The sequence below is a fragment of the Streptomyces sp. CNH189 genome (genome assembly GCF_000527195.1).
In genome coordinates, this window is record NZ_AZUS01000017.1 from 116150 (window position 1) to 135119 (window position 18970).

17 protein-coding genes are annotated in these 18970 nt (G+C 69.0%); 6 read left to right on the forward strand and 11 right to left on the reverse strand.

Annotation, left to right across the window (positions count from 1 at the left end):
• Positions 1-21: 21 nt before the first annotated feature.
• The 8 genes from B100_RS0122750 to B100_RS0122785 all read right to left on the reverse strand — a co-directional run bounded on the left by B100_RS0122750 (position 22) and on the right by B100_RS0122785 (position 7207).
• Entirely contained in the window at positions 22-1167 is a 1146-nt protein-coding gene (locus tag B100_RS0122750) for a glycosyltransferase (RefSeq protein ID WP_024886715.1), read from the reverse strand.
• Complete coding sequence (locus B100_RS0122755) at positions 1164-1958, reverse strand: alpha/beta fold hydrolase (RefSeq protein ID WP_024886716.1); 795 nt, start codon at positions 1956-1958, stop codon at positions 1164-1166. The genes B100_RS0122750 and B100_RS0122755 overlap by 4 nt, the downstream gene beginning before the upstream one ends.
• Positions 1955-3199, reverse strand: coding sequence for a (d)CMP kinase (locus B100_RS0122760; protein ID WP_024886717.1), 1245 nt, complete (start codon positions 3197-3199; stop codon positions 1955-1957). Before B100_RS0122760 ends, B100_RS0122755 begins: the two co-directional genes overlap by 4 nt.
• On the reverse strand, positions 3196-3813 hold the full coding sequence (locus B100_RS0122765; protein ID WP_024886718.1) for an AAA family ATPase: 618 nt from the start codon (positions 3811-3813) through the stop codon (positions 3196-3198). The genes B100_RS0122760 and B100_RS0122765 overlap by 4 nt, the downstream gene beginning before the upstream one ends.
• Positions 3813-4469, reverse strand: coding sequence for a hypothetical protein (locus B100_RS0122770; protein ID WP_024886719.1), 657 nt, complete (start codon positions 4467-4469; stop codon positions 3813-3815). Before B100_RS0122770 ends, B100_RS0122765 begins: the two co-directional genes overlap by 1 nt.
• 125 nt (positions 4470-4594) lie before the next feature.
• On the reverse strand, positions 4595-5479 hold the full coding sequence (locus B100_RS0122775) for a GNAT family N-acetyltransferase (protein WP_024886720.1): 885 nt from the start codon (positions 5477-5479) through the stop codon (positions 4595-4597).
• Positions 5476-6657: a nucleotidyltransferase family protein gene (locus B100_RS0122780; RefSeq protein ID WP_024886721.1), complete on the reverse strand. Its 1182-nt coding sequence runs from the start codon at positions 6655-6657 to the stop codon at positions 5476-5478. Before B100_RS0122780 ends, B100_RS0122775 begins: the two co-directional genes overlap by 4 nt.
• 31 nt (positions 6658-6688) lie before the next feature.
• Entirely contained in the window at positions 6689-7207 is a 519-nt protein-coding gene (locus tag B100_RS0122785; RefSeq protein ID WP_158686740.1) for a ribonuclease FAU-1 family protein, read from the reverse strand.
• A gap of 17 nt (positions 7208-7224) precedes the next feature.
• Between B100_RS0122785 and B100_RS34900 the strand changes: the two genes are divergently transcribed.
• Positions 7225-7941: a histidine phosphatase family protein gene (locus tag B100_RS34900; protein ID WP_024886723.1), complete on the forward strand. Its 717-nt coding sequence runs from the start codon at positions 7225-7227 to the stop codon at positions 7939-7941.
• Between the two features lie 4 nt (positions 7942-7945).
• Here B100_RS34900 and B100_RS0122795 read toward each other — a convergent pair whose 3' ends face one another.
• Positions 7946-8398 (reverse strand): hypothetical protein, encoded by a 453-nt coding sequence (locus B100_RS0122795; RefSeq protein ID WP_024886724.1) that lies wholly within the window; start codon positions 8396-8398, stop codon positions 7946-7948.
• Between the two features lie 260 nt (positions 8399-8658).
• Positions 8659-9369 carry a class I SAM-dependent methyltransferase gene (locus tag B100_RS34905; protein WP_024886725.1) on the reverse strand — a complete coding sequence of 237 codons (711 nt, stop codon included), beginning with the start codon at positions 9367-9369 and terminating at the stop codon, positions 8659-8661.
• 294 nt (positions 9370-9663) lie between these two features.
• Here B100_RS34905 and B100_RS0122805 point away from each other — a divergent pair, with 294 nt between their 5' ends.
• The gene (locus B100_RS0122805) at positions 9664-10848 is read left to right on the forward strand and encodes a hypothetical protein (protein ID WP_024886726.1); all 1185 of its coding nucleotides are present in this window, start codon (positions 9664-9666) and stop codon (positions 10846-10848) included.
• Positions 10849-11035: 187 nt separating this feature from the next.
• Here the strand turns inward: B100_RS0122805 and B100_RS36575 are convergent, their stop codons facing one another.
• The gene (locus tag B100_RS36575; RefSeq protein WP_158686741.1) at positions 11036-11911 is read right to left on the reverse strand and encodes a hypothetical protein; all 876 of its coding nucleotides are present in this window, start codon (positions 11909-11911) and stop codon (positions 11036-11038) included.
• 116 nt (positions 11912-12027) lie between these two features.
• Here B100_RS36575 and B100_RS0122815 point away from each other — a divergent pair, with 116 nt between their 5' ends.
• Genes B100_RS0122815 through B100_RS0122830 form a run of 4 tightly spaced genes read left to right on the forward strand, consistent with a single transcriptional unit; the run spans position 12028 to position 18967 of the window.
• Positions 12028-12336 carry a YciI family protein gene (locus B100_RS0122815; protein WP_024886728.1) on the forward strand — a complete coding sequence of 103 codons (309 nt, stop codon included), beginning with the start codon at positions 12028-12030 and terminating at the stop codon, positions 12334-12336.
• Positions 12337-12382: 46 nt separating this feature from the next.
• On the forward strand, positions 12383-14008 hold the full coding sequence (locus B100_RS0122820) for a condensation domain-containing protein (protein WP_158686742.1): 1626 nt from the start codon (positions 12383-12385) through the stop codon (positions 14006-14008).
• Positions 14008-15792 (forward strand): non-ribosomal peptide synthetase, encoded by a 1785-nt coding sequence (locus B100_RS0122825; RefSeq protein ID WP_024886730.1) that lies wholly within the window; start codon positions 14008-14010, stop codon positions 15790-15792. The genes B100_RS0122820 and B100_RS0122825 overlap by 1 nt, the downstream gene beginning before the upstream one ends.
• Positions 15785-18967 carry a non-ribosomal peptide synthetase gene (locus tag B100_RS0122830; RefSeq protein ID WP_024886731.1) on the forward strand — a complete coding sequence of 1061 codons (3183 nt, stop codon included), beginning with the start codon at positions 15785-15787 and terminating at the stop codon, positions 18965-18967. The genes B100_RS0122825 and B100_RS0122830 overlap by 8 nt, the downstream gene beginning before the upstream one ends.
• Positions 18968-18970: the final 3 nt, after the last annotated feature.

Consider the following 18970-nt stretch of genomic DNA (forward strand, 5'->3'; position numbering starts at 1 on the left):
TGCCGTCGCCTCTCCATCCCGTCAGCGGCCCGACGGCGGTACGGTGCCGCTCACGCGCTGCTCGCAGTAGCCGATGTGGTAACCGAGACCGGCGTAGCCCAGAACGGTCTCGTAATAGAAGGCACGGAACGGATCACGCTCCGCGCGTCCCGCCCACTCGTCGTGGTAGAAGCCGGGGTTGGCCGCGCCCGCCCTGCGCATCAGCTCGGCCGCACCAGCCCAGTCGCCGCTGGCCTGGGCGAGAAGTCCCAGATTGATGTCCGTGTGCAGGAGTTGCGGGTCGTGATGACGGGCGGTACGGAAGCTCTCGGCCGCATCCGCGTGCTGGCCCAGTGCGGCGAGCTGTACGCCCGCCATGTTGTGCAGCGCGGCGTTTTCGGGCGCCACGCTCAGGCCCTTGAGATACGCCTCCAGGGCTTCTCCGTCCTTGCCCAGCGAGCGCAGCACGTGCCCGCGGAACAGCCAGACGGTGGCGGAGGAGGGATCAAGGGCGACCGAACGGTTGGAGTGGTCCTCCGCCTCCTCAAAGCGACCCAGGGTGCGCATGATCAGGCCCTTGTAGCCGACCAGCACGGCGTCCTTGGGGCTGTCCCGCAACTGGCGATCCATCAGGGACAGGTAGCGGTACGCCTTCTCGTCACGCTCGGCGACCGGTCGGCAGTGCCCGAAATGGTTCATCACCACCGGCGTGGGTTCCACTTTGCCCCCCGCGTCCGTGATGCTGGCTGCGACGGATTCGTTGATCTTGCGCCGGTACTCGATCTCCGGGAGGTTGCGGAACACCTTCAGCTCCCGGCCGGTGTAGAAGCCGCCGGTGGCGAAGAAGTTGTAGCGCAGCAGGCGCAGTCCCAGAACATCGGGGCCGACTTCCTTGAGATGCCCCAGCAGCCGCTGAGCCTCGCCGTCGATCATGCGCTCGTCGGCGTCGAGAAAGAGGATCCAGTCTCCGTCCGCGCGTACCAGCGCCTCGTTGCGGGCAGCTGAGAAATCGCCGTCGAACGGGACCTCGCAGAACGTGTCAGCGAGCTGCCAGGCCATATCCACGGTGCCGTCGGTCGAGCCGGTGTCGACGATGACGACTTGGTCGACGAAGTCCCGGGCGGACTCCACACAGCCACGGAGATAGGCGGTCTCGTTACGGACGATCAGACACAAGGTGAGGGTCATCGCGCATCCTCCCGGACGTCGCTGGTTGATGGGGAGAGGGAGAAGGCGGATCTGAGAAAGTCCGCACAGGCACTCGCCAGTACGCGCCGGGCGGCAACGCTCTCGAAGAGGTGGTCGCCGGCTATGGCCTCGACCGTCCCGCCGTGCTCGGCGAACCAAGCCGACTCGCCGGCCACCTTGTCGTCGGCCGCGCCGTAGCAGAGGAGGAACGGCAGCCCGGTTTCCAGCATTAGGTCGCGGGGACGGATGCTCTCGCGCTCTCGGAAGAACACTGCTGGGAGGTGGAACTCCCCGCCCCGGATGGCCGTCACTCCCTCGGTCGCGAAGCGCACGCCCTGGATCAGGTCGCTCGACAGCAGCAGTACTCCGGTGGGTCGAGGGCCGTCGGCTCCACCGGCCCGGGTCAGCCGATGAGCAGCCATGACGGCGGGCACCCCCCCGATGCTGATCCCGGCACACACAAGCGGCTCGCCCGGACGGCACAACGCCCTGGCGATGCCTACGAAGTCCTCGGCCATGCCGCTGAAGCGGGTGTCGGCGAAGTCGCCCTCGGAGTCGCCCGAACCCGTCATGTCGAACCGGATGACGCGGACGCCCAGCCGGGCGCACAAGTCCGCTGAGAGCTGCGCGAGCAACTCCTGGGGCCCGGATCGATCGCCGGTCAGGCCGTGCGCCAGGCAGACGGTACCCGTCGGCTCCCGAGTCGCCGGGCGGTCTATGACGACGAGGCAGCGTCGTCCCGGGGGACCGTTCCACAACTGCTCGCGGACGACTTCCCGCTCGCCGGTCATCGGCTGCCTCCCCACTCCCGCTGCACGAAGTCGGTCAGGGCGTCGGGGGCGGCCGCGGTCAGCCAGAGGGCGGCCCGGGCATCGTGATGGCCCTTCAGGTCGAACAGCAGTGTCGTCGTGTCTCCCGGACGCGGCTGCCGCAGTACGGCGTCCAGGTCCGCCTGGGCATGCCCCGTGTCCGGCGTCGTCGCGGGACCGGCCGCAGGGGCCGTGGCCGGGCAGGGCAGCCACCACGCGTCCTGCAGTGCCGCGAGTGCGCTGGGACGCCTCGCGCCCAGGCCGTCGGTGGCCGCGGTCCAGTCTGCGTCAGCCAGGGCGAGTACCTCCGCGGGGACGGCGAAGTGCCCGTGGTCTAGCAGCCAGCGCGCCCTGAGCTGACGGTTGGCCGGCCAGCTCACGGCGTCGAGTACGGCGTCCCCCCGCCGGCTGGGCACGCGGCCCACGGTGACGATGTCGCTGCCGTACCGCAGGATCGGCGCATGAGCCTCGGCCAGTGCCAGCCGCTCGGCGTCGCCCCCGCCGGGCGGGACGGTGAGGAATGCGTCGGCCGGATGGTCTCCGGGCACGCAGCGCAGTCCGCCACCGCGGTGCTCACCCCGCAACCCGGTCACCGCGATGGTGAACTCCCGCTCGCCCCGGACGGTCCGCACTCTCCGGGCCAGCGCTGCGACAGTGATCTCCATGGTGAGCCGGGTGGAGTTCCACACCAGGCAACCGGGTCTGACACGGAGGGGCTCCGCCGCGCGCGTCCGGTCGCGGCGCTCACGCTCGGGGTCGTACGCAACGCCGCTGACCGCTGCCGCACGCGCCGCCCGCTCCTCGGCGTCGGCCCAGAGGAAGACCGCCAACAGCGGATCCGGAAAGATCTCCTGGCCCGCCCGGCCTTCCGCCACCACGCCGCGGTCAGCTGCCGCGGCAAGCAGTACCCGGTTCACCTTGGCCTGCCAGGCGGAATCCGCGCCGAGCCGGGAAGCGGCGGAGCCGAAGTGTTCGGCGGTGAGATCCGCTTCGCGAAATGCCGTCCCCGCCACCTCGACCACCGGGTCGAGGCCGCCGTCCGATGCCTTTTCCCACCGCAGGTGGAGGGGCGAGGCGAGCTCGGCGGCAGCCGCCGCCAGCGCCCGGTAGACCATGCCGATCGACAGCCAGGCCCAGCCCAGTTCCCGTGCCAGTTCACGGGCCACGGCGGTCTTGCCCACACCGTTGGGCCCGTCGAGGGTGACGACTCCGGGCGCGCTCATCGCTCCTCCCCAGACAGGGCGGCCGTCTCGGCCGCATCGAGCAGCGACACCTCGTCCGCGCATCCGTCGAGCACGGTGACCTGGCCCCAGGTACCTTCCCGGGCGAGTTCGAGCATGTGGCCGCGGCACCGGGTGAGGAAGTCGTGACCGTGGCCGACACCGGGGTCCTTGCCGCGGCCGGCGATGCGCTGCGCGGCCAGATCCGGCGGGACATCCACCAGCAGATGGCGGTCTGGCTGCGGCACCACCTTCAGCCAGGCGGTCCACTCGTCCAATTCGATGCCGAACGATCGCTGGTTGGCCACATGGTCGAGAGCCCAGCGGTCGGCGATCACCCACTCCCCACGGTCCAGGGCGGGGATCACCACCTCTGCGGCGTTCGACGCCAGTACGAGGGTGAAGTACCCGGCGATCCAGCGCTCCAGAGTCTCCCCTCCACCTGCCGACGGGGTCCGTAGGGCCCAACCGACCGGAGATTCGCCGCGAGGCTTCAGCGCAGGAAGCGACCGGACGGTCAGGCCCCGCTGGGTCAGACGTCGGGCCAGCCCGTAGACGAGCGTGGACTTGCCGCTGCCGTCCACGCCGCTCACCGCGATCAGCCGTCCGCGTGCCATCATTCTGCTCCTTCCGGACCCGGCTGCCGGGGCCACATCATGAGCGCGTTGTGCAGCACGGCCTGCAGGCCGTGCCGGTCGGCCTCGAGCCGTGCCAGACCATGGCGGCCGGCGATCATCCGGCTGGGGTCGGCGGTCCTGCCCTCCTCAGTGCAGAGCGTGAGGTCCCATCCGGGGGCAGCCTCGGAGGAGCACATCCGTCGGACGAGTTCGTCGAGTACGCCGATGGGCGCGGTCAGCCCGCCGAGGAGATTGGTCTCAACGCCGCATGCGGCCCAGAAGGCCACTTCGTCGGCCGGTGCGTCGGATCGGGCCTCCCACGTCCCGGACCGGCCGGCGTTCTGCCGCCACCAGTCGAGGTCCTGCGGCTCAGGAGGGAAGACGGCCACCCGCAGCCCGGGCGCCGAGTCCGGCAGCAGCGCGGCGTGCAGCCCGCGGGCCGTCACATGGACGGCGGACGCGTCGTAGGACCGTGCGGTCGACACCGCCTCGGCGATCTGGCGGTCCCAGACGGACACGTTTTGGTCCGCGAGGCTCTCCCCGTATCCGGCCAGGTCGAAGCGGGCCACGGTGATTCCGGCCGAGGCGAGCCGGCGTGCGGTCTGTGCCTGCCAGTAGTTGTTACCGGTGCGGTTCTCGCCGGGGGCATGAATCATGATCAGCCAGGGCGTGCCCGGCGTCGGGGCGCGGCCCGAGGCCAGCTGGACGATAAGCGGTTCCAGAGTCTGCGCTACCAGACAGGCTGCAGGTGGGGACGTATGCACGGCGGAAGGCTCTGGGGTCACCGGTCCACCCCCGTCGCCGCCCGGCGCCAGCGCAGCCGGTCAGCGACCCAGCCGGCGTCCCGCAGGCCGTCGAGGAGCTTGTCGCTGTTCGGCCCGATGACCAGATCACTCTCGAGGACCTGGTGACCACGCTCGGCCGCCCGGCGCAGCAGCGCGGCCGACACCATCCGGGAGAAGCCACGGGAGTGCTCCTCGGGGACCACGAACACGTCCACGACGTACAGCACCTTGCCGCCGCTGTAACGGTCCGGCCGCGGGATACCGAGGCCGTGACAGACCGGTCGGCCGTCGAGGGTGCCGACCAGGCAGACGGACGTACCGGTCAGCTCGAACTTGGAGCGTGCCCACTCCCGGAGGTCGGTGACTGTCGACTCGTCATACAGCCCGCGCCCCAGCGCCGTCGCCAGGCAGTCATAGACGAAGCCGTGTTCCGCGGTGCGCGCGACATGGATGTCCAACGGCCCTTTCGGAACTGGCGCCTGAGGATTTGTGCGGTGCCGGAGGGTCAGGACGTGCGGCTGGAAAGACGCCTGGCGCATGATGGCGGCGATCTCGTCGCCGGGTACGCCGGCCGTCTCGAGTGCGGCGGCCTGACCGCCGACGGGCAGCTTTGCCAGCAGTTCCCGCAGCGCTGACGGGCGTTCCGCCGCCAGATGGCTGAGCACGATCTCCCTTTGACCGGTGAGCGGGTGCCGGTGCTCGGCCATGCCCGCGAAAGCCTCCGAGCCGTCTCGGGCACGTGCGTGGAGCACTTCTGTGCGCTCGCGCGCACGGGCCAGTCGGTCGCGGATGAGCGAGGCGTCCTGCGGCGAACGGTCGGTGCGGCGTTCGAGCTCGGCCAGCCACAGCCGGGCCCAGGCGTCGTGCTGGATGACGGTCATATGTGCTCCTCGGCCGGTGGGGCGAAGGCGGCCCGGGAGTATCCGGGCGGCACCAGCGGATAGACCAGCGCCCGGTGGTCCGGCAGGCCGACGCCGCGGAGTACCGCACCGCCGGACACCTGCCGGTCGGCGGCAGGCGGCAGCACAAAGACCGGGAGGCCGAGCGCGAACCATGGCCGCACGGGGAAGAGTTCGACGAGCCGACGGGCCCGGGCCTTGTTCTTCCCGCGCAACCGGGCGATGACGTGGTCGAGCGCTGCGACGGCCGCGCGGCGGCTTCGCGTCGACACCGCGGTACCGAGGCCGTGTGACGGCGGTCGCGGCACCGGGGCCGTCCGTACGGGTATTCCGGCCTCCTGCGCGATGCGGTGCAGTTCTGCCAAGGCGACGACTGCCGCGGGTGCTCCGGCGAGCGCCGCGACGACGGCGTCCCAGTAGGCTCCGCCGCGGTCCAGGGCCAGCAGGTCGAGCAGGTCCCGGAAGATGAACTTGTCTCCGCGTTCGACCAGTTCCACGGCGAACACCACGGCCTGCCACGTCGTGTCGAGAACCGGCACGCGGGCCCCGCCGACCGGCAGTTCCCGCAGCCCCGCCCAGGCATCTGCGGGGAGCGACACGGCGCTCGCGCGGTCCAGTCCGGGACCGAGCGTGGTGAGGTCGAGGTACATCGGGTGACCGAGCCCCTCGACTCGACGGTTCAGTGCCACACCCGCCCACAGTCCGGCCCCGTCACGTCGGCACACCATGGGCCGTGCTGTGTAGTAGTCGAGGGACCGCAGCGCGGTGAGTGCGCTCGGTAGCGCGTCGCCTTCACGGATGAGCAGGTCGACGTCGTTGTACTGGCGTACCTGCCCTGCCGGGTATCGAGTGCCCAGGGCGTGGCCCCGCAGCAGGAGGTGCTCGACTCCGGCCTCCGTGAGACAGCTGGAGGCCGCGGCGAGTTCACGGTCCAGGACGGCCTCGCGGGTGCGAAGCCGGTCCAGTTCGGCCCGGGCCTCCGGCCCGAGCGGCAGTGCTCGGGCCGCCCATGCCTGTAGCACGGTGTAGGCGGACTTGGTTTCCTTGAGGGCGTCGAGTACCGCCTTGTCCAACGAGAGGTCGCTTGCAGGCCACGCTTCGTCGTTCGTGGCGAACAAGGGCCGCAGGAACGGTTCCGCGGCGGGCGGCACGATGTTCATGCGGGACGGCCTTCCGCTGAAAGGGAGCGGCTCAGCTTCTTAGCCGCACGGGCTGCCGCGACCAGTCCGGGTAGCAGTGATCGGCGTCGAACAGGCCGTGCAGGGCAGGCGGCGGGAACACCGCGCCGCGGTGCAGGTACCTGTCGATGAATCGCTGAGCCTTGACCATGGCCCGAGCCAGTACGGGAGCGCTCAGCTCGCCCGAAAGCAGAGCCTCCGCCGCCTCGTCGAGGTCGATCAGCCGGTAGGTGGGACCCATGCCTTCGACCACCACGTCCAGGTACTGGTCCCGCACCGTGAACAGCGGCAGCTCGTTCCACTGCACGCGCTCGAAGGAGACCAGGTCCACATACCACTCGCCCCGCCATCCGAAGGGCTCGTAGACGAGCTGGACGTCTTCCTCCAGCAGCCAGAAGTAGCGCCGTCTGCCGGCATGGCGCCAGTACTCCTGGTCGGAGTACAGGACGTCGCCGACGAGGGTCGCCGGCACTGGCTCGAAGTCGTAGATGCGCTGGGCCACCAGCGCGGGCATCGTGCCAGACTGCTCCACAGCGGTTTCTCCTTGCAATGTTCCTGGTGGGGGTGGATGTGCGCGGTGTCCGACAGTTGATCATGGTCAGACACGGCGAGTGTGCGCACAACACCCATGCACTGCCCTCCCCGGTCGACGGGACGTCGGCGGGGCTCACCGAAGTGGGCCGCGAACAGGCGCGGGCGTGCGGGCGGTGGCTGCGTGGCCTCGGGCTCGACGTGACAGCAGTGTGCTCTTCCCCCAGTGAGCGGGCGCGGGAAACGGCAGCGCTGCTCGGCTTGGCCGGAGTCGTGGAACCGTGCCCGCCTCTCGCGGAACGGGCCTGGGGCAGGTGGTTCGAGGGAGCCGAGGGCGACGCGGTGGACGAACGGCGCGCGGAGGCCCGGAGGCAGGCGCGAGCGGACCCGTGGGGCTGGCGACCGGAGGGTGGTGAGAGTTTGCGGGAGGTCCGCGACCGGGTCGGCGGCTGGCTTGCCGCCACACTGGCCGGCCTGCGCAGCGGTGCCCTGATTGCCGTGAGCCACGGGGAGGCGATAATGGCGGCCCGGATGGCACTGGAACCCTCCTGGAGCGCGCACCCGTTGCCGCTGCTGCGGCGAGCCGGCCACACGGTGCCCAACGGCGCCGTGCTCTTGTACGAGTTCGAGGCCGATGCCGAGGTCCCGGCCCGCCGGGGGCTGATCGCAGATCCGCTCACCACGACGGACCGGAGGGAAGTGCACTGGCAGCAACTGACCGGGGCGGGGGCATGACCGATCATCCGGCCTCGATCCGCTCGATCAGGCCGGGCAGCAGTTCGGCCTCCGCCGCGGAGCCGCCGAGGCAGCACAACCCCACGCCGTGGTCCAGCAACCCGGTGAGCGCGGCCCCCACGACGGAGGGTGTGCCGATGAGCGTGAAGGACCACTGGCCACCGGCGATTCCCGGGGAGCCGGGCCCCACCCAGGTGGTGCCCCGGTCGACGAGGTAGCTGCCCCGGGGTACGCCGCGGCCCGGCTCGCCCTTCTGCGGCTTGGCGAGTGCTCCGAGCAGGGCTTCGGCCGCGGCCTCGTCGGGGTCGTAGCTGTCGCTGTACCGCTCCGCCCGGTCGCCGGCCTCCTCCTCCGTGCGGCCGAGCACCAGGTCGGCGCGCAGCCCTGCGGCCAGGCCCTGATCGCGGAGTCGGTCGACGAGCGGCAGCAGCCGGCTGTCCGGACGCCCCCACAGCACCACTCCGCGTGTTGCGGATCGCAGCCCCGCGTCGGGGACCGGTCCACCACGCTCCAGCGCCCACAATTCGCTGTCGTGCGCCTCAGGGGCTTCGCTCTGCCGCAGCGGATCAGCCAGCCTCGCCGTCTGTACGCCCGTTCCATCGGCAAGCCAGGTGACGCCCCCGGTGCTGCGAACCGGATGAAGGATCAGTCCCTTGTGCCACATCGGTTCCAGGGCCGGCACCATCGGCCCGAACCACCAAAGGCGCGCCCGGGCTGTCACCGGGGGAACTCCGCGACGATCACGGCTGCCCGGCGGGTGACGGTCAAGCTGCCCTCGATGGGTGTCATACGATCCACCGCGCTCGCCGGTCTGACCTGGTTCCGCAGAAACTGCCTGGCCTGTGCGTCGTCACGGAAGACGACGGTCCCCTCAACCTCAGTGATCTGTGCGTGCGCCCCGACGGACGAGAGCAGTTCCGAGGCGCGCTCCGCGGGGAACGTCAGCCGGTAGCGCGCGGAGGGAAGACGAGCCCAGAGCTCTGCCATATGGCGGTCGGAGTTGGTGGCCAAGATCAGGTTGCCACCCGGGCGGACTACGCGGGCCAACTCACGCAGCGAAAGTTTTACCTGTTCATCCGTCAGGTAATGGAGCACCCAGGCCGCGACGGCAAGGTCGAAGGAGTCCGAGGGGTAAGGCAGCGTCGGAAGCAAGGAAACCTGGGCGTCCACCCCCCTGGCCCGGGCCAGCTCCACCATCCGCTCTGAGCCGTCCACCGCTACCACACGGTGACCGTGAGCCATGGCAGCCTGAGAGAGTTCCCCCTCGCCGCAGCCTACTTCCAGCAGATCACCGGGATTGAGCCGGGTGACGGCATCACGCAGCACCTCGCGGGCGTCCGGTCCGGATCCGGTGCGGTACACCGCCTGCTGGGCGCGGTAGACGTCCTCGCTGGTGAAGGTGCTGACAGCTTCGGTCCGGGAGCTCACAGAACTGTGCCCTCCCCGTCAGACAGCACCCCGTCGCACGTTGCCACCGAAGACCACCCCCGCTTGATCACCGCATCGCTCAGGCCGAGGGAACGCTACCGGTGACTCGACACAACAAGCCAGGGATCGATCAATCTAGGCCACGTTTCGAACAGATACAGCCACCCCCGCCTCGATGGCTTACATGCTCCCCCCCATCAACACGTACGTTGGATCAACAAAACGTGCACTCACGTCATGCTGCAGAGCTCTTTCAACCCGGGTTTCAGTGGGCTCATAAGGGGGAGTCGGCGAATGAAGCCGAGCAGTCCGGTCGATGTTGAGATTGTTGGATCTGTGGTCCTTTCAGGCGAAGATGTTCCCTTCGGTTCTGCGGACGCCTTTCAGATCGATCCCATGCAGAGCGATGCTGGGGACGCTGCGCAGAACTGGACCCGGGAAGTTCCCGTCTCAGTCAACGACACCTACGGGGACCCTTTCATTCCGGAGCAGATAGACAACACGGTCGCAAAGCTGGAGTCCCTCACCGCGCACCGGGCTCCGATCGCCATCTTCACCAAGGCCGGCTATGACGACGCGGTCCTTGAGAAGTTGCGTGGCGTCGCACATGTGGACAAGGTCGTGGTCTTCTACTCCTTGACCGGGCTGGACGAGGGCGGGATCTCCTTCGGCAACCGGGTCCGGTTCATCGCCGCCATCAAGCAGATCTTCCCGAACACCCTCGTGTTCACTCGTCCGATCATCCGCAACCGGAACGACGACCCGGCCACTCTGCGTCGGCTGAGCGAGGTTGCAGCCGAGCACACAGGGCTGCTTGTCCTCGGTGGGCTTCACGACGCGAAGAAGCGGAAGAAGATCGAGCTCCCCATAGAAAACCAGCTCATCGAATTCTGTGACGCACTCGGCGTCAAGACCTTCCACAAGACGAGTTGTGCTGGGGCATGGCTGCATGGACTCGACTGCTGGGTGCACGACCTCGGCGCCCCGCGCAATCTGGATGTCCTCGTGGCGCTCGGCTACCAATTCGGCGTCGCCAACGGCAGCGTGGTACTGGAGCGGGGTACGACCGGTGACATCAATTTCATTCGTATGCTGACTCGAGGGAATGTCTACCTTCACGAACTCGTCAGTAACTACAACCTGCTCACTCTGCCGTCGGGTAGCCGCAAGCTGGAGGCGACCTCTTCTTGGTTCGCCTGGTCGGAGAACATTCCCACCTGTCTCGATTGCAATTACTGCATCATCAAGCAGATCGAATACCTGAAGAAGATGCAGGTTCGCATCGGCGTCCATCCCACCCGGCTGCCGGAAATCGTGGTCGGTACGGACTCCACCATCGAGTTCGAGAAGTTCAGGCTGACCAAGCTCCCTGACGCCGGGCAGGGCAGGCACACCTATGCCGACGTGCGCATCACCAAGCCGTGCCGGGCTCCGCTGTACCCGTCGCCGGTGCAAGATGCACTATCCGCCGAGGTCTGACGGCACCCCTGAACGCCTGGCAGCTGACCCCGATCAGTCGGTCGGCGGCCAGGACTCGCCCGTCAACTCCGGCATGCCGGAGCACTTGCGAAGGGAGGTGCCTCCATGGACGTCATCGTCATTCCCGCCGAGGAGGAGTGATCCACGTGCGGGCCGGCCGTGCGTCGGCCCGCACGCCCTCGCCCGGTCAGCCGGTCACCGGCGTGTTGCCGTGGGCCAGTTCGGCGACGCGAAGGCGACTCCAGTGCGCGGCCGCGGCGGCCGCCTCATGGGGCGGTTCGCCGCCGTGGGCCGCCGCACCGCAGTTCACCTCGAAGGTGTGCCCACCGATACACAGGGCGTGATTCGCCTGGCGCACACCGTCCGACGGGCACCACGGCTCTGCCTCATGAGCCAGGACCACCAGCCGCACCGCCTCATCGGCCCGCGTGCGCACGCCCGCCTCCTCGTCGATCGTCAGGGGTTCCGTAGGGTGCAGCAGGGAGGCGAGATACCGCGCCTGTCCACCGCCGGCCGGTCCTGCCCCCAACCGGGCGGCCAGTGTCTCCGCGGCCAGACAGGCCACCGCCTCGGCCAGCAGTGCCTCCCGTCGTTCACCGGGACGCGGCGGCCCGGGGTGAGCGAAGACATGGTCGACCGGGTCCACGGCATGGGCCAGTTCATGCAGCAGGTTCAGCGCGAGCTCGGCCCGCACGAGCAGCCGGCCGTCCCCATAGGACGCGGAGCCGGGTCGGTCGGGGTTGACGATGATCGCGGCGTGTTCACGGCAGGTGAACCCGGCCACGGCGGCCCAGGTACCGGGCAGGGCGCGTTGCGTCACCGTATAGCCGAGTGCCTGGGCACAGCGCAGTGCACCAGGCAGCAGGTTGCCCAGGCCGGGGCACGGCGGCAGTGGACGAGAACGACGAGGCACCGCCTCCGCGTCGCTGCCGGTCCAGACATGCCGGAACTCCGCGAGTTCGGCCGCAGGCGTCGGCACATCCCAGGAGCGGGCCAACCGAGCGCTCACCTGGAGCACATCTGGCTTCGGAGCTGCTCCCGGCTGATCGTCCAGATTCGTCAACTCAGCCCTCCCGATCGCGTTTTCGGCAATTCTGATCAGAAGCCATCAGGGGTCGGTACCCGGCCGACCGGAGATGGCGACGTTCCACCACCGTCCTGGCCGAAAGGTGTCGCCCGATGTACGTCATCAAACTGCGCTACGCCGTCCCGCCCTCGTCGGTCCCCGGGCTCATCGACCGCCATCAAGCCTTCTTGGACGAGCACTACGCCTCGGGTGAGTTCCTGGTCTCCGGGCGCGGTACCTCCTACCGGGGCGGCCTGATCATCGGTGCCCGCTGCGACAGCGGCTCCGTCGAGGAGCTGGCGCGCCAGGACCCGCTCGTCAGGGAGGGCGTCGCCGAGGTGGACGTCCTGGAGTTCGAGCCGAGCCGCTGGGCGGACGCGGACGCCGATCAACTCGTCGACGTGCTACCCGACTATCACTGACCCTCGCCGTACGACACAGAAACGAACCATGGACACGGTAAACACTATGGACACGTGGGAAGCGCACGATACGGCGGAGGCGGAGTCCGCGTCCTTCGCCGACCGGTCCGCCCGGGGGACCGTCGCGGCGCTGGTGCGCAGGGAGGCGGCACGGTTGCTCGGTCGACAGGTCGACCTGCACGACGACATCTTCGACCTCGGCGCCAAGTCGCTCGACGCCGTTCGGCTGTCCGCGCGCGTGTCGAAGGCGCTCGGCTACGAGGTACCGGCAACCGAACTGCTGGCCGCCCGTCGGCTCGACGTCTTCACGGACGCCTGCATCCGGGCCTCTGACATGAGTCTGCAGCTGCCCCCCATGACCCGGCTTCCGGTACGCACGGCACCCGCGACGGAGGCCCAGCAGCGCCAGTACCGCCTCGAGTCGCAGGACCCGGACCCGGCGCCCTTCCTCATCTGGGAGTGCTTCGATGTGATCGGTGAGCTGGACCCCGGTCTACTGGAGCGGGCCGCCCAGACGCTCGTGTCCCACCACGAGGCCCTGCGCACCGCGTTCGCGCCGGGCGATGACGGCACGCTGTGGCAGACCCCGCGCCCGGCCCCCGCTGCGGGACACACCGTCGTCCGGGACATCGCTACGGACGAGGAGGAGGCACTCGTCGCCGCCACCCAGGAGGCGCTGGCCGAACGCTTCGACTGGTCCGGCGACGACTTCCTGCGCTTGGTGCTCCTCCGTGGACCAAGTCGTCGGCGACTCGTCGTGGTGTCGGACCACTTCGTACTGGAGGGCACGGCATTCACCACCGTGCTGGACGAACTCGCCGCTCACTACCGCGCCCTGACCGGCGAAGGAGTGGCCCCCCCATCCGCCCCCGTCATCCAGGCGCTCGATCACGAGGCGTGGAAGCGTTCGTGGGCCGACTCCGCGGCCGCCGAACGCATCGACTCGTACTGGCGCCAACTCGGCGAGGGCCGACCACGTCTGTCCCGCATCCTCGCGCCACCCGCCCCGGGTACTGAACCTGCCTCGGTGATTCTCACGCGCAGTCTGGGTCCCGAGGCGGACGCGAACGTCCTCGGGGCGGCGAGCGCCTACGGCACCTTCCCGCTCACCGTCGCTCTGGCCACCGCAGCCACGGCGCAGTACCGCGCCACGGGCAATCCGCTGCTCGCACCGCTGCTCCCCGTCATCAACCGGACGGCCGACACCGTGCGGCTCGTCGGCCGGATCAGCCACTGCCTGCCGGTGCCAGCTGAGGTGCAGGTCGGGGACACGATCGACGACGTCGTCCGGCGCACTCGGCAATCGTTGATCGCGGGGCTACGCCATGGCGCCCTGCCGATGGCCGTACGAGCGATGGACGAGGATCCTGAGCCGACCGGCCCACAGTCCGGAGTACGGGTCTTCTTCGATGCGGTCAAACCGCCTCAGGCGATCGACTTGGGGAAGAGGATGACCGTCCGGCCCGTGACCCTGCCCTCGGAGTCCGACTTCTACTGGGATCTGTTGCTGAGTCTGGTGGAGACAGACCCCGGGATCTACTCCGTCGAGGCCCGGTTCGACGCCTCCCGGCTGCACCGCGACACGATCGAGGTGCTCCTGGACCACTGGGCCGCTCTCCTTCGGCAACCGTACGACGAGTGGACCGACACGCCCGCGGGAGAGGCTGCTTGATGACTACACCATCCGAACACCCCGTAGCAACGCTCATCGAGCTCTTCGAGGACTCGGTGCAGCGCTATGCTGACCGCCCCGCCGTCACCGACGCCGAGCAATCCCTGACCTATGCCGAGCTCGGTGCTCTGGCGGACGCCGTGGCGGGCCTTCTTGTCGAGCGTGGCGTCGGCCAGGAGGACCGGGTCGGCATGTACATGAGCCGATCGGCGCACGTTCTCGCGGTGATCCTCGGCATCCTCAAGACGGGTGCCGCATATGTGGCTGTCGACAGTCGCTATCCGGACGCGCGGCGCGATCTGATGCTTGCCGAGAGCGGCGCGAAGACGGTGCTGACCGAACCCGGCTGGGAGGGCAGATTCGACGCCCACGGCGCGGAGGTCATCGCATACGACAGCGGCGCGCTGCCGGCCTCGGCGGCTCCCCAAGGACGACCCCGGTCGGACGGTGCGGCGAGCGTGCTCTTCACCTCCGGTTCGCTCGGTACCCCGAAGGGGATCGTGCTGGAGCACCGCAACATCCTTTCGTTCGCATGCAATTCCTTCCTGCCGGATCTGACGCCGGACGACAGGGTGGGCCAGATATCCAGTCTGTCCTTCGACGCTTTCCACTTCGAGATGTGGCAGTCCCTGCGCCACGGAGCGGAGGTTGTCGTCCTGCCGGACGTGCCGGAGCTGCTGGCCGCTGGATTCCAGCAGGAGCTGCGGCGGCTGCGCATCACCGCCATGCTGGTGCCCACCATGGTCGCGAACCATGTGGTGCGTGAGGACCCGGACGCCTTTTCCGCGTTGCGCCTGCTGTACGTGGGCGGCGACGTCGTCCTGCCGGCCACCTGCCGGGCGATACTCTCGGGCCGTTTCGAAGGACGGCTGTTCAACCTCTACGGTCCCGCGGAGATCACCACCGCCTGCACGGCGCACGAGGTCACCCTCGCTGACACCGAACGCGCCAGCATCCCGATCGGCCGACCGCTGGACGACGTCAGTGTCCTGCTGCTGGACGCCGAAGGGCGTGAGGTGGGCCCGGGAGAGACGGGCGAGATCCATGTGATGGGCCCGGGCGTGGCCCGGGGCTATCTCGGCCGGCCGGAGCTGAGCGCCGAAAGGTTCCTCACCGGCCCGGCCGGAACGGGACCCGGCCGTCGGTACCGCACCGGTGACCTGGCCCGGTATTCCGCCGACGGGGTCCTGGAGTTCCTGGGTAGAACGGATGACCAGGTGAAGATCCGCGGCTACCGTGTGGAGTGCGGAGAGGTGGAACGGATGCTGCTCAGGCACCCCGGCGTCCACCATGCCGTCGTCCTGCCTCAAGGCGAGGGTGAGGACCGCAGCCTCGCAGCGCTCGTCGTGCTCGACGACGATGCTTCGGCGGACCGGCTTCGCGGCCACTGCGTCAGGAACCTGCCCGAGTTCATGGTGCCGAGCCGCTTCGTGCTCCTTCCGGACATGCCTGCGAACGAGCACGGCAAACGCGATCTCGACGCACTGCGCCGGATCCTGGACGGAGAACTGGACCGCCGACAGCCCCGGTCCCGTGGGACGACTCCGACCGAGACCTATCTGATCGGCCTGTGGCAGCAACTGCTCGGCATCGAAGGAGTGACTGTCCAGGACCACTTCTTCGAAATCGGAGGCCACTCACTGCTGGCGTTCCAGATGCAGAGCCGGATCAAGCGCGACCTCCAGGTGGCTCTCCCGCCCAAGGTGATTCTGCGCAACCCGGTCGTGAAGTCGATCGCAGTCGCGATCGACGAGGTCAGGCAGCCCGGAGCCACGGATGGATGACCGGCGGGACACGGCAGCCGTGGAGATGACGCCGGAGCAGCGGCGGCTGTTGTACCTCGACCAGTACGAGGAGATGGGCGCCACCCATGTGATCTGCCAAGCTTGGTGGCTGACCGGCCCGGTGGACGAGACGGCTCTCGACAGCGCCCTCCAGGCGCTCGTGGAGCGGCACGAGCTGCTGCGGTCGGTGTGCGATCAGTTTCAGGCGGGCGCGCGGCTGCTGATCCTGCCCGCCCCGCACAGCGTGCTCACCGCCGAGGAACCGGGTTCCGCCGACGCGGTCGCGGCACGCTGCGCAGAACTGGCCGATCGGCCGATGTCCCTGGCTCATGGACCGCTGTTCACCGTCCACCTGCTGCGTGAGAGTGCCGACCGCGCGCTGCTGCTGATGCGCCTGCACCACCTCGTCGCCGACGGCTGGTCGCTGGACGTGCTGACGCAGGAGCTCAGCGCGCTCTACACTCCGGGCGCTGCCGCCGATCCCACCGTGCTCGATCCGTTGCCGCTGTCCGCCGCAGAGGTGGCCTCGGCATTGGAGAGCGAGGTCGAGGCGTACGGCGGGAGCGAGGAAGAGGCTTCCGCCTACTGGCGCGAGGCCCTCCGCGGCGCGCCTGAAGCACTGGACCTGCCTTACGACCACCCGCGCCCTGCGAAACCCCTCCGGTCGGGTGACCGTACCCGGTTGCTGCTGCCTGCGGGCACGGCCGAGAGTCTCAAAGAGGTCTCAGCGGCGGAGGGCACGACGTTCTTCGTGGCGCTGTACTCCGTACTGGCCGGATATCTGGCTCGCATCGCTGACCAGGACGATCTGGTGATCGGTGTACCGGTGGCCGACCGGCCCGGCCAGAGGTTCGAGCCGCTGGTGGGCTTCTTCGTCAACACCCTGCCCGTCCGCGTCGCGTTGATGACGGACTTGACGCTCCGCGACCTCGTCGCTCGGGCAGCGGACTCCTTCTTCGAAGGGTGTGTACACCGCCGGCTGCCGTTCGACCGCATCGTGCGCGCGGTCGCACCGGCGCGGGTGCCGGGCCGTACGCCGCTCTTCCAGGTCATGTGCGTGCTGCAGAACACTCTGGGAGCCGAACTGGACCTTGTCGGGGTGACGGCCGAGGAGCACAGGGTGGACCCGGCCAGGGCCGCGTTCGATCTCACCGTCGAGTTTTGGCAGGAAGCCGACGGCCGACTCGCGGCAATGGTCGAGTTCAGCACAGAGCTCTTCACCCCGGATCACGGACGCCGTATCGCCGAGCGGTTGTCCGCCTTCGTCACCGCGTGGGCGGCGGATCCCATGCTCCGACTCGGTGAAGTTCCGCTGCTGCTCCCCGGGGAGGATCAGCTCCAAAGCCGGTGGGCCCTGGGCGAGGAGGAGATTCAGGGCGACATCGTTGATGACATCACGGCGCGCATTCATACCGACCCGGATACGATTGTGGTGCGCTGCGGGGGCCGTACGCTGACCGGGCGGCGGCTACGGGAACGGATCGCAGAGTTCAAGACCGCGCTCACCGCTGCTGGCGTGCGACCCGGCCGGCGGGTCGGAGTGCGGATTCCGCGTGGAACGGACACAGTGGCCGCGCTGCTGGCCGTGCTTGAGCTGGACGCCGTCTACGTGCCGCTTGACCAGCGGCTGCCCGCCGAGAGGTTGCGGCTGATCGAGCAGTTGGCGCAGTTGAGCGTTGTCCTGACCGCCGCAGGAGTGGAGCCCATAGCGACCGACACAGACCAGACACCGCCGCAGTCCGCCACGGTGCAGGGCGACGCCGACGCCTATGTGTTCTTCACCTCCGGATCCAGCGGTGTGCCCAAGGGCGTTCTGGTCGGGCGCAAGGCACTCACCAACGTCGTACGCGAGGCTGTCCGGCTGACCGGTCTGGGCCTTGGCGATGTGGTTGCCGCTTCAACGGCCACCACTTTCGACATCTCCCTGCCGGAACTCCTCGCCCCACTGGTGGCCGGCGGCACGGTCGAGGTAGCCGACGACCGCACCGCCGCCGACCCGACGCTGCTCGCCGAACTGGCCGCCGCCGCACAGGTGACCGTCCTCCAGGCGACTCCGAGTGTGTGGAGGCTGTTGCTGGACCACCTCACCGTTCGGCCCAGGGTCGCGCTCTGCACGGGAGAGGCGCTGCCACGGGAGTTGAAGGATCGACTACTGACCGCGGCCGACGAGGTATACAACCTTTACGGACCGACCGAGACAGCTGTCTGGTCGGCGATCTGGCGCTGTACGCCGGGTCCGGTCACTGTGGGCACACCGATCGCGCACACCGAACTGCACGTGCTCGACAGGCACTTGCGACCCATGCCGCCGGGCTGCCGTGGCGAGTTGTTCATCGGCGGGGCGGGGCTGGCCCGCGGCTATCTCGGTGCGGAATCCCTCACCGCCGGTCAATTCATCGACCACGACCTCGGCCAAGGCCCCAGGAGGCTCTACCGCACGGGCGACATCGCCTCCTGGGGCCATGACGGCCTCCTACGCATCCACGGACGCCGCGACTCCCAGTTCAAGCTTCGCGGTCACCGCATCGAACCCGAGGAGATCGAGACCCGGGCCCGGCAGTGCACGGGAGTCGCGCAGTGCGCCGTGGTGCCGTTCGACCACCACAGACAAAGCGGCCTGGCGGCCTTCCTGGTCGTGCAACCGGACGCTGAGCCTGATCCGCAGGCGGTACGCAGGCACCTGTCGGCCGTGTTGCCGGGGTACATGGTGCCGACCGTCGTCCTTTGCGTGCCCGAACTCCCCCTGCTTTCCAGCGGCAAGGCGGATACCCGGGCGCTGTCGGCCATGGTCGAGGAGTATCTGGTCGGTCTGCCGGATCCGGACGACGCGGTGGCCGGGCAGCAGGATGCCTCCCCGGTCACCGAGGTCGTCGTGCTGGCCATGCAGGCCGTACTGCGGAAATCGGTGGCCCGGCAGACGTCGTTCTTCGACCAGGGTGGTGACTCCCTCGGTGCTGCCCGGGTACTCGCGGTCCTACGCAAGGCTCTCAATGCCCCCTTGGACATGTCGGAGTTCGTCGCCGCCCCCAGTGCGCGGGGGCTTGCCCAGCTGCTCGAATCACGGCCAGGAGTGACTGCCGAAGCGGAAGCGGCGCTTGCGGCGATCTCAGGACAGCAGGGAGTCGCGCCAGGCGGTCTGGCACGTGGGCTGCTGACCGGGACGGCGGCAGGATGAACG